This window comes from Klenkia sesuvii (assembly GCF_037083825.1).
Taxonomy (GTDB): domain Bacteria; phylum Actinomycetota; class Actinomycetes; order Mycobacteriales; family Geodermatophilaceae; genus Klenkia; species Klenkia sesuvii.
The window spans coordinates 82,506-101,523 of record NZ_JBAPLU010000008.1; the positions used below are offsets into that span (position 1 = coordinate 82,506).

General features: G+C 75.3%; 17 protein-coding genes and 2 tRNA genes. 6 read left to right on the forward strand and 13 right to left on the reverse strand.

From position 1 onward, the window contains the following. Position 1 precedes the first annotated feature (1 nt). The 5 genes from TEK04_RS09920 to TEK04_RS09940 form a co-directional block, all read right to left on the reverse strand. Entirely contained in the window at positions 2–643 is a 642-nt protein-coding gene (locus tag TEK04_RS09920) for a DsbA family protein (protein ID WP_336404175.1), read from the reverse strand. Between the two features lie 93 nt (positions 644–736). Next, positions 737–813: transfer RNA gene (locus tag TEK04_RS09925), tRNA-Met, on the reverse strand. A 140-nt stretch (positions 814–953) separates the two neighbouring features. Next, positions 954–1,030 (reverse strand) — tRNA-Met (locus tag TEK04_RS09930). A 47-nt stretch (positions 1,031–1,077) separates the two neighbouring features. Beyond that, on the reverse strand, positions 1,078–4,086 hold the full coding sequence (locus tag TEK04_RS09935) for a UPF0182 family membrane protein (RefSeq protein WP_336404262.1): 3,009 nt from the start codon (positions 4,084–4,086) through the stop codon (positions 1,078–1,080). Between the two features lie 214 nt (positions 4,087–4,300). Next, a complete protein-coding gene (locus tag TEK04_RS09940; RefSeq protein WP_336404176.1) occupies positions 4,301–5,335 on the reverse strand; it encodes a YlbL family protein in 1,035 nt (344 codons plus the stop codon). Between the two features lie 117 nt (positions 5,336–5,452). On the opposite strand from TEK04_RS09940, the gene TEK04_RS09945 reads away from it, so the two are divergent. After that, the gene (locus tag TEK04_RS09945; protein WP_336404177.1) at positions 5,453–6,919 is read left to right on the forward strand and encodes a zinc-dependent metalloprotease; all 1,467 of its coding nucleotides are present in this window, start codon (positions 5,453–5,455) and stop codon (positions 6,917–6,919) included. Here TEK04_RS09945 and TEK04_RS09950 read toward each other — a convergent pair whose 3' ends face one another. After that, entirely contained in the window at positions 6,920–7,480 is a 561-nt protein-coding gene (locus TEK04_RS09950) for a M48 metallopeptidase family protein (protein ID WP_336404178.1), read from the reverse strand. A gap of 267 nt (positions 7,481–7,747) precedes the next feature. Here TEK04_RS09950 and TEK04_RS09955 point away from each other — a divergent pair, with 267 nt between their 5' ends. Then, on the forward strand, positions 7,748–8,977 hold the full coding sequence (locus TEK04_RS09955; protein WP_336404179.1) for a ThiF family adenylyltransferase: 1,230 nt from the start codon (positions 7,748–7,750) through the stop codon (positions 8,975–8,977). A gap of 32 nt (positions 8,978–9,009) precedes the next feature. Then, on the forward strand, positions 9,010–10,314 hold the full coding sequence (locus tag TEK04_RS09960; protein WP_336404180.1) for an ABC1 kinase family protein: 1,305 nt from the start codon (positions 9,010–9,012) through the stop codon (positions 10,312–10,314). 69 nt (positions 10,315–10,383) lie between these two features. Here the strand turns inward: TEK04_RS09960 and TEK04_RS09965 are convergent, their stop codons facing one another. The 4 genes from TEK04_RS09965 to TEK04_RS09980 form a co-directional block, all read right to left on the reverse strand. Further along, positions 10,384–10,629 (reverse strand): hypothetical protein, encoded by a 246-nt coding sequence (locus TEK04_RS09965; protein ID WP_336404181.1) that lies wholly within the window; start codon positions 10,627–10,629, stop codon positions 10,384–10,386. Beyond that, positions 10,626–10,919, reverse strand: coding sequence for a WhiB family transcriptional regulator (locus TEK04_RS09970; protein WP_432277327.1), 294 nt, complete (start codon positions 10,917–10,919; stop codon positions 10,626–10,628). Before TEK04_RS09970 ends, TEK04_RS09965 begins: the two co-directional genes overlap by 4 nt. A gap of 138 nt (positions 10,920–11,057) precedes the next feature. After that, a complete protein-coding gene (locus TEK04_RS09975) occupies positions 11,058–11,351 on the reverse strand; it encodes a hypothetical protein (RefSeq protein WP_336404182.1) in 294 nt (97 codons plus the stop codon). Between the two features lie 166 nt (positions 11,352–11,517). Further along, entirely contained in the window at positions 11,518–13,551 is a 2,034-nt protein-coding gene (locus tag TEK04_RS09980; protein WP_336404183.1) for an ATP-dependent DNA helicase UvrD2, read from the reverse strand. A 123-nt stretch (positions 13,552–13,674) separates the two neighbouring features. Here TEK04_RS09980 and TEK04_RS09985 point away from each other — a divergent pair, with 123 nt between their 5' ends. The 3 genes from TEK04_RS09985 (at position 13,675) to TEK04_RS09995 (ending at position 15,364) form a co-directional block, all read left to right on the forward strand. Further along, the gene (locus TEK04_RS09985) at positions 13,675–13,935 is read left to right on the forward strand and encodes a mycoredoxin (RefSeq protein ID WP_336404184.1); all 261 of its coding nucleotides are present in this window, start codon (positions 13,675–13,677) and stop codon (positions 13,933–13,935) included. Positions 13,936–14,042: 107 nt separating this feature from the next. Next, positions 14,043–14,720, forward strand: a complete 678-nt coding sequence (locus tag TEK04_RS09990) for an ANTAR domain-containing protein (RefSeq protein ID WP_336404185.1) — start codon at positions 14,043–14,045, stop codon at positions 14,718–14,720. Between the two features lie 23 nt (positions 14,721–14,743). Continuing rightward, positions 14,744–15,364, forward strand: a complete 621-nt coding sequence (locus TEK04_RS09995) for a nucleoside/nucleotide kinase family protein (RefSeq protein WP_336404186.1) — start codon at positions 14,744–14,746, stop codon at positions 15,362–15,364. Here the strand turns inward: TEK04_RS09995 and nudC are convergent. The 3 genes from nudC to TEK04_RS10010 are packed head-to-tail and all read right to left on the reverse strand — an operon-like array spanning position 15,352 to position 19,006. Beyond that, positions 15,352–16,356, reverse strand: a complete 1,005-nt coding sequence (nudC, locus tag TEK04_RS10000) for an NAD(+) diphosphatase (RefSeq protein ID WP_336404187.1) — start codon at positions 16,354–16,356, stop codon at positions 15,352–15,354. The two genes, TEK04_RS09995 and nudC, sit on opposite strands and share 13 nt — an antisense overlap. Further along, a complete protein-coding gene (locus TEK04_RS10005; protein WP_336404188.1) occupies positions 16,353–17,699 on the reverse strand; it encodes a M16 family metallopeptidase in 1,347 nt (448 codons plus the stop codon). Before TEK04_RS10005 ends, nudC begins: the two co-directional genes overlap by 4 nt. Next, positions 17,696–19,006 carry a M16 family metallopeptidase gene (locus TEK04_RS10010; protein WP_336404189.1) on the reverse strand — a complete coding sequence of 437 codons (1,311 nt, stop codon included), beginning with the start codon at positions 19,004–19,006 and terminating at the stop codon, positions 17,696–17,698. The genes TEK04_RS10005 and TEK04_RS10010 overlap by 4 nt, the downstream gene beginning before the upstream one ends. Positions 19,007–19,018 lie beyond the last annotated feature (12 nt).

Here is a 19,018-nt window from a genome sequence, read left to right on the forward strand (position 1 = left end):
GTCACTGACCGCAGCGGTGGTCGGCACCCTGCTGCTGCGCACCCTCGGCGAACGGTTCCCGCTGTGCTCGCCGGCGTCGGAGGAACCCCCGTCGCTCCCGCCCCGCCCCTGGCTGCAGCCCGGGATCTGAGACGGCCCCGATCGCCCGGCGCAGGGCGGACAGTTCCGGTCGGCCGCTGAAGAGCCGGCCGTCGACGAACACGGTGGGGGTGCCCGGCACGCCCAGCGCCAGGCCGGTGGCGAAGTCGGCCTCCACCTTGTCGCCGTAGGGCTGGGCGGCCTCGCCCACCATGCGGGTGGTGTCCAGCCCCAGCTCCTGGCCGTAGCGCACCAGGTCGGCGTCGGCGAGGTGGTCCTGGCGGCGGAACAGCAGGTGGTGCATCTCCCAGTAGGCGCCCTGGTCGGCCGCCGCCTCGGCGGCCAGCGCGGCCGTGAGGGCGTAGGGGTGGACGTCGGGGAGCGGCCAGTGCCGGAACACCAGGCGGACGCCGCCGTCGGACCCGTCGACCAGCGCCCGGAGCACCGGCGCGGCCGCCGCGCAGTACGGGCACTCGAAGTCGCCGTACTCCAGGACGGTCACCGCGGCGTCGGCGTCGCCGTAGACGTGGTCGTCGGGCCCGACGGCGAACGGGTCGCTGCTCATGGCCAGCGCAACGCGGAGCGCGCCGACCACTGTTCCCCGGCGCCCGCCCGACATGACGAAGGCCCGGACTCCGAGGAGTCCGGGCCTTCGTGGTGGTAGCGGGGACAGGATTTGAACCTGTGACCTCTGGGTTATGAGCCCAGCGAGCTACCGAGCTGCTCCACCCCGCGTCGCACAGAAGACATTACCCGCTCCGCCGGACGGCGTCGAACGCGGGGCCCGTGACGGTCGCCACGCCGCGCGACGACCCGACACGATGGAGGCCCGACACGACGAAGGCCCGGACTCCGAGGAGTCCGGGCCTTCGTGGTGGTAGCGGGGACAGGATTTGAACCTGTGACCTCTGGGTTATGAGCCCAGCGAGCTACCGAGCTGCTCCACCCCGCGTCGACAGGACCACCCTACCCCACCCGAGGCGGGTGGTCCCACCGGGGTCAGCCGGTCGGGCTGGCCGCCGCGCTGCTGGCCGAGGCGGCCGACTGCGCCGCCTCGAACGCCGCGGACGCCTCGGCCAGGGCCTGCTGCGCCTGGCCGACCGCGGCGAAGTCGCCGTTGCGCTGCGCCGTCGCGAGGTCCTCGAGCGCCTGCTGGATCTGCGCGATCGCCTGCGCGGTCGCCGAGTCGACCACGACGTCGCCCCCGCCCCCGGCCGGCGGCGCCGTCGTCGTCGGCGCACTCGTCGTCGGCGGCGTGGTGCCCCCGTCGTCGGTGCCCCCGGCGTCGGTTCCGCTGTCGGGCGCCGCGGCGCCGGCCCCGGCGCCGAACACCTGGTCCAGGGACTCGGCGAGGGTGTCGCCGTAGCCGATGCGGCCCTGGTAGTTGACGATCACCTTCTGCAGCAGCGGGAAGGCGTTCTCCGCTGCGCTGCGCACGTACAGCGGCTCGACGTACACCAACCCGGCGTCACCGATCGGCAGCGTCAGCAGGTTCCCGAACACCGCGCGGGAGTTGTCGCTGTCGAACAGGGTCAGGTCGGTGCGCACCTGGTTGTTCGACGTCATCGCGTTCTGCGCCTGCCCGGGCCCCTGGTAGGGCGTGTTGCCCGGCAGTCGCAGCACCTGCAGCTCGCCGTAGGTGGCCGGGTCCGCCGAGGCCGACATGAAGGCCGACAGGTTCTCCCGCTGGAACGCGTTGAGCGCGCTGGTCAGCTGGAAGGTCGCCCCGTCGTCCCCGGGACGCTGGCTGAGGATGTAGTACGGCGGCTGCGCTGCGTCGGTGTCGCTCGTGGGGTCGTCGGGGATCCGCCAGCGGTCGTTCTGGTTGTAGAAGTCACCGGCGTCGTCCACGTGGTACCGGGTGAGGATGTCGCGCTGGAGCTTGAACAGGTCCTCGGGGTAGCGGACGTGGCCGATCAGGTCGTCGGACATCTCCGACCGGGGCTCGACGATCCCGGGGAAGGCCTTCATGTAGGTGGCCAGGATCGGGTCCTGGTCGTCCCAGGCGTAGAGGGTGACCTCGCCGGTGTAGGCGTCCACGGTGGCCTTGACCGAGTTGCGCACGTAGTTGACGGTGTCGTTGGGCAGGGCGGTCGTCCCCGTGCCCGTGCCGGTGAGCGCGTCGGTGGTGGCCTCGCCGAGCTCCATCTGCTCGGCGTAGGGGAAAGCGTCGGAGGTCGTGTAGCCGTCGAGGATCCACGTGACCCGCCCGTCGACCACCGCCGGGTAGGGGTCACCGTCCACGGTGAGGAACGGCGCGGCCTTCTCCACCCGGTCCAGCGGGTCGCGCACGTAGAGCACGCGGGAGTTGTCGTTCACGGCACCGGAGAGGATGAAGTTGCGCTCGCGGTAGTAGATGGCGAACGTCAGCTGCCGGAAGAAGCTCCCGATCGCGACCCCACCGTCGCCCTCGTAGGTGGAGTTAACCTGCCCCCCGTCGTCGCCGGCCCCGGACTCGGGCCGGTCGAACTCCCGCGGCGCCTCGCCCTCGGCCGCCCCGACGACCGAGTAGGTGTCGGTGCCGTTGTCGTTCAGCAGCTCGCCGTAGTAGATGCGCGCCTCCTCGACCGGGATGTCACCGGTGGTCGGCAGGTTGCGGGCGCCGGAGAAGACCGGCTGGCCACCCTCGCCCGAGCCGCTGCTGACCTGGTTGGCCGGCGCGGCCACGAACCCGTTGCCGTGGGTGTAGACGGTGTGCCGGTTGATCCAGCTGCTCTGGTTGTCCGACAGGTTGGACTGGTCGAGCTCGCGCACCGCCACCACGTAGTCCTGCGTCGTCCCGTCGACGGTGTAGCGGTCGACGTCGAGCCGGTCGGGGAAGCCGTAGACGTTGCGGATCTGCTGGAGCGCGGTGAACGTCGGGGACAGCACGTTCGGGTCGAGGAGCCGGATGTTCTGCACCGTCGGCGACCCGGCCAGCTCCTGGGCGGCCTGGGCCGCGTCGGCGTCGGTGGCCGTCTCGCTCGTCTGGTCCTGCGCGTAGTTCACGTAGGAGACGTCGGCGACGTCGTAGGCCTGGCGCGTGGCCTCGATGGCCCGGGCGATGTAGGGCGCCTCGCGCTCGTCGGGGGTGGGCCGGACGACGAACTGCTGCACGATCGCCGGGTAGGCCACCCCGATGACCAGCGACGACAGCATGAGCAGCACCAGCGACGCCGCCGGCAGCGCGAAGTTGCGGACGACGATGTTGGCGAAGAACGCGATGGCGCAGATGGCCGCGACGAACACCAGGATCGTCTTGGCCGGCAGCAGCGCGTTGACGTCGGTGTAGCTGGCGCCGGTGAAGACCCCGCCGCGGTCGGAGTAGACGGTGCCGTAGCGGTCGAGCCAGTAGGCGACCGCCTTGAGGGCGACGAAGAGGCCCAGCAGCACCGACAGCTGCACACGGGCGGCGCCGGACAGCTTCTGGCCCGGGGTCTGCAGCCGGAGCCCGCCGAACACGTAGTGGGTCAGCAGCGACCCGATGAGCGCGAGCACCGCGATCGCGAACCCGAAGCCCAGGGCCAGCCGGTAGAAGGGGTAGTCGAAGACGAAGAAGGAGTTGTCCAGCCCGAACTGCGGGTCGACGGTGCCGAAGTCGGTGGAGTTGCGGAACTGCAGCCAGGTCTCCCAGCTGCCCTGCGCGGTGAACCCGGCGAACAGCCCGAGCACCACGGCGACCCCGACCAGCACCAGGGTGCGGCGGGGCTCGATCGACTGGCGGTAGCGCTCGAGGTTCTGCTGCTCGAGGCTCATCGGCCGGAACGTGGGCCGGAAGCGGTAGGCGAGGTAGATCGCCAGCGCGACCAACCCGCCGGTGGCGATGCCCGCCACGGCGAACAGCAACGCCCGGGTCTGCAGCTCGGTCCAGAAGACCTCGGTGAACCCGGTCTCGTCGAACCAGAGGTAGTCGACGTAGACGTTGGTCAGCGTGCCGATCACGGTGAACAGCACCAGCAGGACGGCGACGACGCCGATGACCAGCTTGGCGCGCCGGGACAGGGTCGGCACCGGCACGGGGGGCCGCATGGCCACGGGCGGGCTCCTTCAGTTGCTCGTACGCGTTCGTCGCGGCGTGGTCGACGGGTCACGGATGACCCGACGGTGCCCGACAGCCCCCCACCAGGTGCGGCGGGCATCGTCCCGGCTTGCTCGGGGACGTCTGCTCAACTGCTGCGGGCGTCCCCGGGTTCCCCGGGCACCTCCAAGCACACCACGCCTGCCCCGGTGCCGGCCCGCGAGGTCACTCGGTGTCGGTGCAGGGGGTCGGCGTGCCCCCGTCGCGGAAGGTCTGCAGAGCGGTCAGCGCGTCGTCCAGGGTGGCCACCCGGGCCATGGGCAGGCCGGGCTGGGCGTTGGCCAGCGCCTCCTGGCAGTTGTCGGCGGGCACCAGGAACAGCTGCGCGCCGATCTCGCGAGCGGCGACCATCTTCAGCGGGATGCCACCGATCGGTCCCACGGTGCCGGCCGCGTCGATGGTCCCGGTGCCGGCGATGACCGCCCCGTCGGTCAGGTCGGTGTCGCCCACCAGGTCGATGATCCCCAGGGTCAGCATGAGCCCCGCCGAGGGCCCGCCGACGTCGTCGACGCGGATCGAGACGGTGAACGGGGCGGAGGGCGTCTGCAGGACCCCGACGCCCAGGAAGGAGCCCTCCCGGGAGTCCCCCGTGGTCGTCGTGATGGTGGCCGTGCCCGGTTCCCCCTGCCGGGTGTAGCCGACGGTGGTCGCGGTGCCGGCCGGGACGGCGGTGAGCGCGGCGTCGAGGGCGTCGGTGTCGGGGGTGGGGGTACCGGCCACGCTCTCGATCGCGTCGCCGGGCTCGAGCTGCCCGGCCGACGGCGAGTCCTCGGGGACGGTCTGCACGACGACCTTCTCCGGGTAGCCCAGCTCGCCCAGGGCGGCGGCGTTGGCCGACTGCTCGGAGGTGAGGAAGGCCTGCCGGTTCTGCTGCTGGGTCTCCTCGACCGAGCGGTCGGGCGGGTAGACGGTGTCGCGCGGGACGACCGACACCTCGCTGTCGAACCAGCCCTGCACCGCGCCGACCAGGGTGAGCGGCCGCTGCGGCACGCCCACGGTGGTCAGGTTGAGGTTGCCGCTGACCTCGTTGCGCTCGCGGCCGGCCACGGTGATGATCGGTTCGCCGTCGACGTCGCCGAGGGTGTTGTAGGTGGGGCCGGGCACCTGCGCCACGTAGGGCACGGGCACCACCGAGCCCACCAGGCCGAACCCCAGCAGCAGCACCACACCCGCCACCAGGACGGTCGCACGACGGCTCACGGGGGCCGACAGTAGGTGACCCGGCTGCGGGGGGCCCGTGCTCGGCGCCCCCGCGGTGTTCGCCCAGGGCGTGCTGCGCCCCGGCTGCGGGTGCCCCGACGCGGCTACCGTGGACCCATGAGCGACATCCCCTTCGGCTTCGGCCCCTCCGACCGCGACCCGCAGCGGCGGGACGAGAACGGCCCCGGGGGCGGCCCGAACCCGGCCGACCCGTTCGGGTTCGGCGCCCTGTTCGGCGGTGCCGGCGGCGGGTCGCCCGAGGAGCTGCTGGGCAAGATGCCGCTGTTCGCCGAGCTGCAGAAGCTGATGAGCTGGTCGGGCGGACCGGTCAACTGGGACCTGGCCCGGCAGGGCGCGATCAGCCAGCTGGCCGCCGGCCACCAACCCACGTCGGCCGCCGAGCGCAGCGAGGTCGCCGAGGCCCTGCGGCTGGCCGACCTGTGGCTGGACCAGGTGACCGAGCTGCCCTCGGGCATCGAGCGCACCGTCGCCTGGTCCCGCGTGGACTGGCTCGAGCAGACCCTGCCAGCCTGGGGTGCGCTCATCGACCCGCTGGCCGAGCGGGTGGTGGCGGCGATGACCGCCGCGCTGCCGGCCGAGGCCGCGGCCATGGCCGGTCCGCTGTCGGGCGTCATGGGCCAGATGGGCGGGGTCATGTTCGGTGCCCAGGTCGGGCAGGCCCTGGGCAAGCTCGCCGACGAGGTCGTGACCAGCACCGACGTCGGCCTGCCCCTGGCCCCCGCCGGCACCGCGGCGCTCGTGCCGCAGAACGTCGACGCCTTCCGCGCGGGCCTGGACCGGCCCGCCGACGAGGTGCGCCTGTTCCTGGCCCTGCGCGAGGCGGCCCACCAGCGGCTGTTCGCGCACGTGCCGTGGCTGCGCCAGCAGCTGGCCGACGCCGTCCACGCCTACGCCCGCGGCATCCACGTCGACGCCGACGCCATCCAGCGCGGACTCGAGGACGCCATGGGCGGCATGGAGGGCGGGTTCGACCCGCAGGACCCGGAGAAGCTGCAGCAGCTGCTCGGCAGCGGGGTCCTCGAGCCGGCCGAGACCGAGGAGCAGCAGCGCGCCCTGCGCCGGCTGGAGACCCTGCTGGCCCTGGTCGAGGGGTGGGTCGACGTCGTCGTCGCCGAGGCGGCCGGCCAGCGGCTGCCCGGGCACGGCGCGCTGGCCGAGACGATGCGCCGTCGGCGCGCCTCCGGTGGCCCGGCCGAGCAGACCTTCGCCACGCTGGTCGGGTTGCAGCTGCGCCCGCGCCGGCTCCGGGACGCCGCGACCGTCTGGGGCGCGATGGCAGCCCAGCACGGCGGCGCGGCCCGCGACCGGCTCTGGTCCCACCCCGACCTGCTGCCCACCGCCGCCGACCTCGACGAGCCGCTGGACTTCGTCGGTCGTCAGGCCGCACCGAGCACCTCCGACGCCGCTGCCGAGCAGGACGAGTTCGACCGGCTCACCGCCGGTCTGGACCTGGGTGGGCCCGGCCCCGACCAGCCGGGTGACGGCCACGGCACCCGCGACGACGACGGCACCCGCGACGACGAGGGCGACACCAGCACGGGCGGGGACGACCCCGCCCGCTGATCAGTCGGCGGGCCCCCCGGTGCGCGCCTCCACGCCCTCGAGGTAGCCCAGGGCGCGCTCGGCGCGGGGGTAGCGACCGACCAGCGCCCAGAACGCGGCGTCGTGGGCAGGCTCCAGCAGGTGGGCGAGCTCGTGCACCAGCACGTAGTCCACGACGTAGTCGGGCATCCCGCGCAGCCGGCTGGACAACCGGATCGTGCCGTCGGCGGGGGTGCACGACCCCCACCGCCGGTGCTGGTTGTCCACCCAGCGCACGCTGCGCGGCAGCACGCCGCCCAGGTGGGTCTCCGCCAGCGCACGCGCCCGGGCCATCAGCTGCTCGTCGCTGTCGACCTGGCGCCGCCCGCGGTTCTCCCGGGTCTCCAGCTTGGCGACCATGCGGTCGACCCAGGTGCGCTCCTCGGTACGGCTGAACGACGCCGGGATCAGCACCACGGTGCGGCCGTCCTGCCGGTAGGCGGTGACGGTGCGCCGACGCCGGGCGCTGCGCCGGACCTCGACGTCCCCGGCACCGCCGGGGGACCCGCCGGCTGCCGGGCGGGGAGGGGTCGGGGGCTGCACGCACGCACCGTAACCACTGACCCCGGGGTCGCCCAGCCCACCGACACCCGGTCGGGTGCAGGTGCACACCGTCGGTGGACACCGCCGCCGTCCCGCTCGTCCACACCCCGGCGCGCCCCCGACCGGGGGGCGGGATCGGCGCCGAGGTCGGCCGTCCCCCGTCCGTGCACAGCGCCACGCCGACTGCTCAACACGTGCTCCACAACCTTGTCCACAGGGTGTGGGAACGGGCGTCGCGGACGGGGTCGCGGCTGCCAGGCTCGACCCGTGACCGACAGCCACCGACCCTTCCTCCCCCGGGCGACGCCGCTGTTCCGGGTGGCCCCGGGGGCCGTCCAGGTGGGCGGCTCCGACGGCGACCCCGGGGTGCGGGTGGGGCCGGTCGACCCGGCGGCCTCCGGCGCGTTGGTGGCCCTGCTGCGCGGGCTGGACGGTGCCCGGTCCACCGGTGCGGTGCTGGCGGAGGCGGTGGCCGGCGGGCTGGACCCCGACCTGGTCGCCGAGCTGCTGGAGTCGTTGCGCCGCTGCGGGCGGTTGCTGCACGTCTCCGCGGCCGACCTGCTGGCCGCCGCGCCCACCCCGGCGGCCCGGGCGCGGGCCGAGCTCGAGCTGCCCGCCGTGCTCGGGGCGGGCGGGCCCGGGGCGTGGCGGCTGCGCCGCGCCGCCGCCGTCGTCGTCGACGGCGCCACCCGGGTGGGGGTCCCGCTGGCGGCGATGCTGGCTGCCAGCGGCGTCGGCCGCGTCCACGTGCGCGACCGGGGCACCGTCACCGCGGCCGACGCCGTCGTCGGCGGCCTCACCGCGGCCGACGAGGGCCGCCCCCGGGCGCTCGCGGCCGCCGACGCCGTCCGCCGGGTCGCCCCCGAGACCGACCTGCGGCCGCTCCCACCGGGGACCGAGCCCGACCTGCTGGTGCTCGCCCGACCCTGGGCAGCACTGGACCCCGTGCTCACGCGCGTGCCCGGCGGCCGGACGCCCCACCTGGTGGCGACCGTCCGCGGGGAGGTGGGTGTCGTGGGTCCGCTGGTCGTCCCCGGCCGCACCGGCTGCCTGCGGTGCGGCGAGGTCACCCGCACCGCCGCCGAACCTGGGTGGCCGGTGCTGGCCGCGCAGCTGCACGAGGCTCCCGCGCCCCGCAGCGGTCCGCCGACGGGGCACGCGTCGGGGGGCACCGGGGTGTGCTCGGCGACGGCCGTCACCGCGCTGACCCAGGCGCTGGCCCACCTCGACGGCCTGGCCGCCCCCACCTGCCTCGACGCGGTGCTGGAGCTGCGCGGCCCCGACCTGCTGCCGGTCCGCCGCGCGTGGCCGGCCCACCCCTCGTGCGGGTGCCGAGCCACCCAGGGGGCCGGCCGCGGGACCCAGGTCGCCGGCCGGGACCCCGCCCACGGTGCGGTCCCCGGAGCGGTCCCCGGGGCGGCCCTCGGAGCCGGGGAGCGCCCACCGCCGGGGCCGTCCCGGCGCGGAGGGCACGGACCAGGGACACTGGAGAGGTGACGGACACCGGTCGGGGAATCCCTCGCGGGAGCGTGTCCCGCACCGCACGGCTGGCCTCGCTGCCGCTGGGCGCCGCCGGGCGGGCCACGCTGGGCATCGGTCGGCGGTTGAGCGGTCAGTCGGCCGAGCAGGTCTCGGCCGAGCTGCAGCAGCGCACCGCCGAGCAGCTGTTCGCCGTCCTCGGCCAGCTCAAGGGCGGGGCGATGAAGCTCGGCCAGACGCTGTCGGTGTTCGAGGCCGCCGTCCCCGAGGAACTGGCCGCCCCCTACCGCGAGGCCCTGGTCAAGCTGCAGGAGGAGGCGCCGCCGATGCCCGTGCGCACCGTGCACGCGGTGCTCGCGCAGCAGCTCGGCGGCACCTGGCGCACCCGGTTCACCTCCTTCGACGACCAGCCGGCTGCGGCCGCCAGCATCGGACAGGTGCACCGGGCGGTGTGGCGCGACGGGCGCGAGGTCGCGGTGAAGATCCAGTACCCGGGCGCCGGCGCGGCGCTGATGGCCGACCTCAACCAGCTGGCCCGTTTCGCGCGCATGTTCGCCGTCCTGTTCCCCGGCATGGACGTCAAGCCGCTCATCACCGAGCTGAAGGCCCGCGTGGCCGAGGAGCTGGACTACGCGATGGAGGCCGATTCCCAGCGCGCCTTCGCCGCGGCCTACGCCGACGACCCCGACATCGCCGTCCCGCGCATCGTGGCCAGCGCCCCGAAGGTCATCGTGTCGGAGTGGATGGAGGGCACCCCGCTCTCCCGGGTCATCGCCACCGGCACCGGCGAGCAGCGGGACCGCGCCGGCCTGCTGATGTCGACGCTGCACTTCTCCGGGCCACGACGCGCCGGTCTGCTGCACGCCGACCCGCACCCGGGCAACTTCCGGCTGCTGCCCGACGGCCGGCTGGGCGTCATCGACTTCGGTGCCGTCGCCCGGCTGCCCGAGGGGTACCCCGAGCCGATCGGGCGGCTGGTGCGGTGGGCCCTGGAGGGCCGCGCCGACGACGTGCTGGCCGACCTGCGCGCCGAGGGGTTCGTCAAGCCCGACGTCGAGGTCGACGCCCAGGCGGTGCTGGACTACCTGCTGCCGCTGCTCGAGCCGGTCGCCCGCGACCGGTTCCGGTTCACCCGGGCGTGGATGCAGGAGCAGGCCACCCGGGTCGGCGACCCGCGCAGCGAGGCCAGCCGGCTGGGCCGCCAGCTCAACCTGCCCCCGGCCTACCTGCTCATCCACCGGGTGACGATCGGGTCCATCGGGGTGCTGTGCCAGCTCGACGCCGAGGCCGACTTCCGCTCCGTCATCGCGCGCTGGCTGCCCGGGTTCACGACCGACGCACCCCAGCCGAGCTGACCGACGGCACACCGCCGCCCCCGGTGACCAGGTGCTGGTCACCGGGGGCGGGGTGGGTCGTGCAGGTGCTCACCGGACGGCGGCGCTGGCGCGCGCGGCGCGACGGGCGGCGCGGTCGGCCCGGCGCGCCCAGCGGCGGGCGGCGACGACCCGACGGGCACGCGCCGCGGCGTCGGCGTCGGCGAGCAGGTCGGCCTGCCGGATGCGGGCCAGGTACAGGTCGCCGCCGAACCGGTCGTGGCGGTGGAGGTCCATCTCTCCCCCTCTCGGGGTCTCGGGCGGGTGGGGTGCGGTGCCGGTGGCCCGGCCGGTCATGCGGCGACCTTCCGGGGACGCCCTCGGGGACGCTTGCGGGCGATCACGACGCCGTGGTCGAAGATCTGCCCACCCCAGACGCCCCAGGGCTCGCCCCGGTCGAGTGCGCCGGCCAGGCAGGAGGCCTGCAACGGGCAGGACCCGCAGAACTCCTTGGCCTGCTCCAGCTCGGCCGGTGCCTCGGCGAACCACAGGTCGGCGTCCTGGGTGCGACAGGGCAGCGCCGTCCGCGGGGCGCGCTCGAGCTCGGCGCGCGGCACGGACCCCGGTCGCTCGATCGTGAGCTGCACGGTCGGTCCTCTCTCCTCTGCGTGCTGTCCGCCGGCGGGGGCCCGCCGACGGTCGTGTCGGTGGGATCGACGGCAGACGGAAGAGGCCGCGGATCCCGGTGTCCGGGTTCCGCGGCCTCGAGGAGGACCGACCGAGCGCTAGCTCGGGGGGTCCCTCGGGGGCGGATCACCCGGGGTGTCGTTGTTCAGCTGGACGTCGGTGGCGACGGCTGCAGCGGGGGCCCAGCCGCGCGGGCCGGCCTCGGCGGCCTGCGGGCGGAGCCGCAGCGCGACGCCGACGGGCAGACCGGTGCCGTCGACCGGGGCGACGGGGTGCGCCATCGCGCCCCCGACGGCGTAGGCCGGCACGTCGCCGCCCACAGCGGTGCCGCGCAGGCCGGGGGCCCCGGTGCAGGACAGGGCCGTCGTGCTGGTGGCCGTGGCCGTGATCATCGTGGTGATCGTGGTGCCCAACGTGACCCCTCCTCTCGGGGCTCGGGGACCGGCCGGTGGGCCGGGCCCGCGGTGCGGGTGCGGACGTGGTGCAGCTGCCGTGTGCTCCGTCACCGGAGCGCGTGCAGCTGAGGCTAGGGGACCCCGGCGCGGGGGGTCAACGCATTTACCGGGAGGCCGTCGGGGAGGTGTGCCCGTCGACCGCGGCGAGCACGTCGGCGCCGTACATCTCCAGCTTGCGGGCACCGATGCCCGGCAGCGCCGACAGCTCGGTCAAGGAGGCGGGCCGGGTCTCGGCGATGGCCTGCAGCGTGGCGTCGTTGAACACCACGTAGGCGGGGACGGACGCCGCCGAGGCCGCCTCCGCGCGCCAGGTGCGCAGCCGGTCGAACAGCTCCCCCGCGGCACCCTCGAGCGCCTCGACCGGCCGCCGAGCCGGTGCCCGGCGGGCCCGGGCGCGCTGGGCGGCGGTGTCGGGCGCCAGGCCGTCGAGGAACCGGCTCCGGGTCCGTGGCCGGGCACCGCCGGGTTGCCGGGTCAGCGACCAGGAGAGCGTCAACTGCTCGCGGGCGCGGGTGACCGCGACGTAGAGCAACCGGCGTTCCTCCTCCACGGCGTCGGGGCGGGCGAGCGACTGCGCGATCGGCACCATGCCCTCGACCAGGCCGACCACGAACACCGCGTCCCACTCCAGCCCCTTGGCCGCGTGCATCGAGGCCAGGGTGACCCCCTGGACGGTGGGCGCGTGCTGGGCGTTCGCCCGTTCGGCGAGGTGGGCGACGAACCCCGCGAGCGTGAGCGAGGGCTGCTCGGCGACCAGGTCGACCGCGAGGTCGACCAGGGCCGACAACGACTGCCAGCGGTCCCGGGCCGCACCGCCGGGTGGCGGGCGGTGCTCCACCCAGCCGACCGAGGCCAGCACGTCGCGGACGGCGGGCACCAGGGCGCCGCCGTCGTCCCGACCAGCGGCTGCCCCGCGCAGCAGCAGCACCGCCTCGCGCACCTCGGGCCGCTCGAAGAACCGCTCGCCGCCCTTGAGCACGTAGGGCACGCCGACGTCGGCCAGCGCGGCCTCGTAGACCTGGGACTGCGCGTTGATGCGGAACAGCACCGCGATCTCGGCCGCCGGCACCCCGGAGTCGACCAGTGCGCGGCAGGCCCCGGCCACCGCGGCGGCCTCGGCCGGCTCGTCGGGGTGCTCGACGAAGCGCGGCTCGGGCCCGGCGGCCCGCTGGCCCATCAGCCGCAGCCCCGGTAGCCCGGTGCGCCGGGGCGCCATGCCGATCAGCCGGTTGGCCAGCCCGACCACCTCGGGGGTGGAGCGGTAGTCGCGCTCGAGCTTGACCACCTCGGCGTCGGGGTACCGGTCGGCGAAGCCGAGCAGGTAGTCGGGGTCGGCCCCGGTGAAGGAGTAGATGGTCTGGTGCGGGTCGCCGACCACGCACAGCTCGGCCCGCCCACCCAGCCACGCGTCGAGCAGCCGCTGCTGCAGCGGGTTGACGTCCTGGTACTCGTCGACCACGAAGTGCCGGTACTGCCCTCGCACCTCCTGCGCGACGTCGCGGTGCTGCTCGAGGGCGAACGCGGTGACCAGCAGCAGGTCCTCGAAGTCCAGGGCCCCCTCGCGCTGCTTGGCCTGCTCGTAGCTCTCGTACACCGCGGCCACCGCGGCGGGCTCGAACGGCGCTTCCCGGCCGGCCGCCCGGGCCCGTGCGGGGTACTCCTCGGGCGTGGCCAGGGTGGTCTTGGCCCACTCGATCTCCCCGGCCAGGTCCCGCAGGCTGGTGCGGTCGGTGGTGAGCCGGTGGCGGGTGGCCGCCCCCGCCACGACGCGCAGCTTGTTCTCGACGAGCTCGGGCATCGGGCCGCCCAGCACCCGCGGGGCGAAGTAGCGGAGCTGGCGCATGGCCGCGGCGTGGAAGGTGCGGGCCTGCACCCCGCCCACCCCGAGCGCGGAGAGCCGCCCGCGCAGCTCACCGGCCGCCCGGGCGGTGAAGGTGACCGCCAGCACCTGCTCGGGCACGTAGACCCCGGCGTGCACGCCGTAGGCGATGCGGTGGGTGATGGTGCGGGTCTTCCCCGTGCCTGCCCCGGCCAGGATGCAGACCGGCCCCCGGACGGCGGCCGCCGCTGCGCGCTGCTGCTCGTCGAGCCCGGCCAGCACCGCCTCGGCCCCGCCGGCCCGCTCTCCCCCGCTCACGTCCCCGAGTCTGGCAGCCGGGTACGACACCCCGGGGAAGCATCCCCGGGCCCGCGGCGTTCTCCTCCCCGACGAGCCGGTGGCGCCCTGCCGCCGGCGGGACCCCTCCGGAGGAACCACGGCATGAGCGCCCCCACCGCCCCTGTGACCATGTACACCACCAGCTGGTGCGGGTACTGCGTGCGCCTGAAGAAGCTGATGCAGCGCGAGGGCATCGAGTGGGCCGAGGTCAACATCGAGACCGACGAGAGCGCAGCCGACCTGGTCATGAAGGCCAACGGCGGCAACCGCACGGTCCCCACCCTCGTCTTCGCCGACGGCACCGCGTTGACCAACCCGAGCATCGAGCAGGTCAAGAGCCAGTTGGCCGCATCCGGCGCGTGATCCCCCACCCCCGGCGGCCGGGGGTCCATGATCACCGGGGAGCGGATCACGGGGGGACCGCTCCGCCTGCGCCGTGGTGGCTGCAGGGACCGGAGGAGGATGTGCCCGTGGACAGCCCCGCGAACGGCGTGGTGCACGAGGAGCGCGACCAGCACGACGAGGTCGTGCGCACGCCGGAGGGCGTGCCTGCCTTCGTGGTCGTGCGCACCACCCGTGGGTGGACGGTGCGCACCCCCGCGGGCACCGGGCACGCAGCCGACCTGGTCGAGGCGTTGAGCCTGGCCGACGCGGTCGCGGAGGACCTGGGCACCGCTCCCGACCCCGGCCGGGACGCCCGGCGGGCCGCACGCGGTGGCGCCACCGCTGTCGACACGGCCTGCACCGACGACCCGCGCGACCGCGAGCTGGCCGTCCTGCAGCGCACCGTCGGGCAGCTCGAGCACGCGCTGGCCACCCGGGTGTCGACCGAGCGCGCCATCGGCGCGCTCGCGGCCCGGCACTGCACCACCCCACGGGCGGCGTTCGAGCAGCTGCGCCGGGAGGCCCGGTCCGCCGGCCGGCCCGTGCACGACCTGGCCCGCGAGGTGCTCGACGGCCTCGCGGCCGCCGCCGCCCTGCAGGACCCCGACGGCGCCCGTGGCCCCGGGACGTCCCGCACCGACGTGCCCGCACCCGCCCCGGCCCCGGTGGTCGAGTCGGTCGAGCCCGCCGTGGGCGAGCGGGCCACCCGGCGGCGGGTCGAGCGCGGCCGACGTCGTCCGGTCCTGGTCGAGGGCGACCGCTGACCCGCCCGGTCCCGCTCTCCCCCGTGGCGTTGGCCGACCGGTTGGCCGGCCTGCTCGCGACGACCGACCTCTGGCCCGGGGCCGCCGCACTCCGGGTCGCCCTCGACGGCCCGGACATCACCGACCCGGTGCAGCTCGCCACCGCCCTGGCCGACCGGCTGCCCGCGCTCGGACGGGCAGCGCTGGTGGTCCCGGCGGCCGGGTTCCTGCGCCCGGCATCGGTGCGCCTGGAGCACGGGCGCACCGACCCCGACGCCCGCTACACCGACTGGCTGGACGTCTCGGCGTTGGCACGCGAGGTGCTGGACCGGGTGGGGCCGGGCGGACCCGGGGACGTCCTGCCCCGCCTGTGGGACGTCGAGCGCGACCGCGCCGCCCGTGAGCCGCGCGTGCCGGCCGGCGGGGTGGTCCTGGTGCCCGGCGCGCTGCTGCAGGGGGTGGGGTTGGCCTTCGACGTCGTCGTCCACCTGCGGGTGTCCGTCGCCGCGCGGCGCCGACGGTTCCCGGCCGACCAGCAGTGGGAACTGCCCGCGTTCGACCGCTACGACGACGAGGTCGACCCGGTCGCGCTGGCCGACGTGGTCGTGCTCGCCGACCACGCCGACCGTCCCGCCCTCGTCCTGCAGGGCCGCTACGGGGTCTGACCGTCCTCGGCCAGCCAGGCGTCGATGAGGTGGCGGGCGATCGACACCGGCGGCGGCAGGGCTGCGGGGCCGTGGCCCGAGCGCAGCTCGTCACGGGTGAACCAGCGGGCCTCCTCGATCTCGTCGTGGTCGACCCGCAGCTCGGTGCCCACCGCGCGGGCGGTGAAGCCCAGCATCAGCGACTGCGGGAAGGGCCAGGGCTGGCTGGAGACGTAGCGGACGTCGGTGACCTCGAGGCCGACCTCCTCCGCGACCTCGCGGGCCACGGCGGCCTCGGCGCTCTCCCCCGGCTCCACGAACCCGGCGAGGATCGAGAACCGGCCGGGGGGCCAGACGGCCTGTCGACCCAGCACGCACCGGTCGCCGCCGTCGTGGACCAGCATGATCACGGCGGGGTCGGTGCGCGGGAAGACCTCCTGCCCCGTAATGGGGTCGCGCTGGGTCCAGCCGGACTTCTCGACGACGGTGGCCGCGCCGGTGTAGGGGCTGAACCGGTTGCGCTCGTGCCACTCGACGATGCCGACCGCCTGGGCGAGCAGCCCGGCGTCCCGGTCGCCCAGGTCCGAACCCACCTCGCGGAGTCCGCTCCAGCCGTCGACCGGCGTCCCGCTGACGGTCAGCGACCGCTCACCGCGGACGACGGCGTACGCGACGTCGTCGGCGTGCCCGAGGTAGATGCCGCCGGTGGGGAAGGCGACCCGCTCGTCCCACAGCAGCTCGGGACCGGTAGCCGTCTCGCGGAGCGGGACCTGCCGCTGCGCGTCGATGGTGAGCACCCGCACCGGCCGGCCCCGCGCGGGGTCGTCGAGGTCCCGGTCGAGGTGGCCCCGGTCGTGCCCGACCCGGGAGAGCACGGGGACGTCGTCGGTGGTGGCCGCGCTGTGCTCGGGCCAGACGGCGGCGTCGACCGGGAGCTCGGTCGGTGGCGCGACGTCGGCGGGGGTGCTGCCCCCGGGCGGGTTCGCGGCCGGGTCGCCGGGCGGGACGGTCACCGGTCCACCGGGCCCAGCGCGCCCAGCTGGTCGGCGACGCGCACGGCGTCACCGACCACGACGGTGGTCAGCCCGGCCGGGTGCAGCCAGCGCCGGGCCGCCGCCGTGACCTCGTCGAGGGTGACGGCGGCCAAGGCGGCCTGGTGGCCGGTCAGCCAGTCGGCGGGCAGCCCCGAGCCGATGAGCGCCGACAGGGTGCTGGCCAGCCCCGCGTGGGTGGCCGTGGCCAGCGCGGTGGTGCCCAGCACGTAGCGGCGGGCGGCCTCCAGCTCGGCCTCGGTGACCGGCAGGAGCGCGATGCGGCCCAGCTCGTACCCGGCCTCCAGCAGGGCGGGGCCGGTGACCTCGGTGGCGACGTCGGCCTCGACCAGGAACGACGAGGTGGCCTGCAGGTGGTCCACCGAGCTGCGCGGGCTGTAGGTGTAGCCGCGGCGCTCGCGGATGTTCTCCACCAGCCGCGAGGAGAAGTAGCCGCCGTAGACCATGCTGGCCAGCCGGACCGCGGGCAGCTCGGGGTCGCGGCGCCCGGGGGCCGGTCCGCCGATGCGGAGGTTGGACTGCACGGCACCGGGTCGGTCGACCAGCAGCAGCGGCCCGGGCGCGGCGGGGGTCAGCGCCGGGGCGTCGACCGCGGTGCCGCTGCCGGTCCAGCCGGCCAGGGCCGTCGCCACGGCGTCGGTGGCCGCGGCCGGGTCGAGGTCGCCCACCAGCACCAGGGTGCTGCCGGCGGGCAGGACCCGATCGCGGTGCAGCTTCCGCAGGGCGGCCGGGGTGACGGCCGCGACCTGCTCGGGGTCGGGCAGCTGGACGGCGTAGGGGTGCGCACCGAAGCGGCGGGCGGCCAGGGCGGTGCGGGCGACCACCCCGGGCTGGGACCGGGCGATGGCGACCCGCTCGGCGACCCGGGCCTTCTCCGCGGCGACCTGGTCGGCCGGGTAGGTGGCGCGGCCCAGCAGCTCGGCCAGCACGCCGAGGACCGCGGGCAGGCCGTCGGGGAGCATCGTCGTCCCCAGCAGGAGGCGGTCGGGGTCGGCCGACACCGACAGCTCGGCGCCGCGGGCCTGCAGCAGCTGGGCGATCTGCACCTGGTCGTGGGCGGCGGTGCCCAGCAGCACCGCGCCGGTCAGCACCGAGGTGCGGGCCACGTGCGCGGCCGCCGCGCGGGCCGAGCCGGCGGCGAAGGGGATGCGCAGCCGCAGCTCGACCAGCGGCACCCCGGCGCGCGGGACGACGGCGACCTGCAGGCCGCTGTCCAGGGTGGTCAGGTGGACGTCGGGCACCGGCTGCGGGCGGCGCTCCCCCAGCGGCGGGACCAGGGCGAGGTCGAGCACGGGCGCGCTCATGCGGCACCTCCGGCGGTGTGCAGCTCGAGGACGGCGGCGGTGTCGGGCGCGAGCCCGCGGGCGGCGTGCTGCACCGCCTCGGGGGTGACCGCCGCCAGCCGGGCGGCCAGCTCGCCGGCCAGTTCGGCGCGGCCGTGGATGAGCTCGGCGGAGGCGAACCCCAGGGTCCGGCCGAGCACGGAGTCGGCGCCGCGCAGCAGCTGCGCGCTGGTGCGGGCCTGCACGCGGGCCAGCTCGTCGGCACCGACGCCGTCCTGGGCGACCTTGTCCACCTCCTCGTGCACGGCGGCCAGCACGCGCTCGGGGGCGACGTCGGCGGGGTGGTGCACCTGGGTGGTGAGCGTGGTGGCGTCGCGGACGTCGAACGGGTCGCCGAACAGCCCGACGTAGGAGGACTGCGCGACGGCCAGGTGGTCCCGGTGCACCAGGCGCAGCTCGAGGCGGGAGGCGTCGCCCTCGCTGAGCAGCTCGCCGAGCAGCACCGTGCCGAGGTAGGTGTCGAGGTCACCGACCGGGTCGGGCACCCGCCAGGCGATGGCCAGGGCCGGCGCCGGGGCCAGCGGGTCGACCACGACGCCGTGCCGGGCGGTGGTCGGCGACGGCTCGCCGGTGTAGGGCGTGGGTGGCGCGGGACGGTGCGGGACCTGGTCGAACCAGCGGCGGACCAGCCGCTCGGTCTCGGTGACGTCGAGGTCGCCGCCCAGGCACAGGACGGCGTTGGCCGGGGCGTAGTAGCGGTCGAAGAAGTCCTGGGCGTCGGCGACCGTGGAGGACTCCAGGTCGACGAAGGACCCGTAGCCGTCGTGGGTGTTGGCGAAGGACTCGAAGGCGATCTGCGGCAGCTGCAGCCAGGGGAAGGCGCCGTAGGGCCGGTTGAGCACGTTGACCCGGATCTCCTCCTTCACCACGTCGATCTGGTTGCGGAGGTTCTCCTCGGTGATGGCCGGCGCGGCCATGCGGTCGGCCTCGAGGAACAGGGCCCGCTCGAGCGCCTCGGCCGGCAGCGCCTCGTAGTAGTTCGTGTAGTCCTGGTGGGTGGACCCGTTGAACGACCCTCCGGCGGCCTGCACCAGGCGGGCGTGCTCCATCTTCGGGACGTTCGCCGAGCCCTGGAACATGACGTGCTCGAAGAGGTGGGCGAACCCGGTGCGGCCCTCGGGCTCGGAGCGCATGCCGACGTCGTAGAAGACGCTGACCGCCACGACCGGCACGCTGCTGTCGGGCGCCAGGACCACCCGCAGGCCGTTGTCGAGGGTGAACCGCTCCACCGGGTGCCGCAGGGTCAGATCGGCAGCTGGTGAGCTCACGTCCCGACCCTA

Excerpts from the sequence above, each read along its gene's own strand:
- TEK04_RS09945 (WP_336404177.1), top strand. The coding sequence starts at position 5,453 with ATGAGCGACATCCCCTTCGGCTTCGGCCCCTCCGACCGCGACCCGCAG.
- TEK04_RS09965 (WP_336404181.1), bottom strand. The coding sequence starts at position 10,629 with ATGACCGGCCGGGCCACCGGCACCGCACCCCACCCGCCCGAGACCCCG.
- TEK04_RS09975 (WP_336404182.1), bottom strand. The coding sequence starts at position 11,351 with ATGATCACGGCCACGGCCACCAGCACGACGGCCCTGTCCTGCACCGGG.
- TEK04_RS09985 (WP_336404184.1), top strand. The coding sequence starts at position 13,675 with ATGAGCGCCCCCACCGCCCCTGTGACCATGTACACCACCAGCTGGTGC.
- TEK04_RS09920 (WP_336404175.1), bottom strand. The coding sequence starts at position 643 with ATGAGCAGCGACCCGTTCGCCGTCGGGCCCGACGACCACGTCTACGGC.
- TEK04_RS10005 (WP_336404188.1), bottom strand. The coding sequence starts at position 17,699 with ATGAGCGCGCCCGTGCTCGACCTCGCCCTGGTCCCGCCGCTGGGGGAG.
- TEK04_RS09935 (WP_336404262.1), bottom strand. The coding sequence starts at position 4,086 with ATGCGGCCCCCCGTGCCGGTGCCGACCCTGTCCCGGCGCGCCAAGCTG.